Consider the following 671-nt stretch of genomic DNA (forward strand, 5'->3'; position numbering starts at 1 on the left):
ACCTGGGCCCGCAACCGGAACCCCCCGCACTCGGGACAGTGCCACGCGCTCTCCACGACCCCGCACCACCCACACCGCAGCACACCCCCGTCCTGCCCCTCCAACGGCCCCGCACAGTGCCGACACCGCGCGGCGGCCCGACACTGGGCGCACGCCATCCGCGGCACATACCCCCGCCGGGGCACCTGCACCAGCACGGGCCCGTGCTTCAGCCCCTCCCGCACCGCCTGCCAGGCCAACGTCGGCAACCGGGCGGCCCGCGCGGCCTCGTCCCGCGCCAAGTCCCCGTCCCCCACGGTCCGTACGAGCGGAGCGGCCGCCCGCACCTGCTCACGCAAGGCGACCAACGGCCGCGCCCACCCGCTCTCCACGAGCTGCGCGGCCTCCACCGTGCAGCTCCAACTCCCCAACAGGAAGCCGCACTTGTCCAGCGCGGCGCGCAGCAGCAGCACCTCCCGCGCGTGCGGCTGCGGCGCGTGCTGTTCGCTGTGGCTGTCGTCCCCGTCGTCCCAGATCGCAACGAGCCCCAGGTCCTGAACCGGCGCGAACATGGCGGCCCGGGTCCCGACGACCGCCCGCACAGCCCCCCGCCGCACGGCCAGCCACTGCCGATACCGCTTCTCCGGCCCGGCGTCCGCGGTGAGGAGCGCGTGCCGCCCCTCCCCCAGCAA

At 75.7% G+C, this 671-nt stretch carries 1 pseudogene; it reads right to left on the reverse strand.

Going from position 1 to position 671, the window contains the following annotated elements:
• Window positions 1-671 (reverse strand): annotated as a pseudogene (locus JHN63_RS51735) (primosome assembly protein PriA); the annotation flags it as partial.

The sequence above is a fragment of the Streptomyces sp. MBT65 genome, assembly GCF_016612545.1.
Classification (GTDB): Bacteria; Actinomycetota; Actinomycetes; order Streptomycetales; family Streptomycetaceae; genus Streptomyces.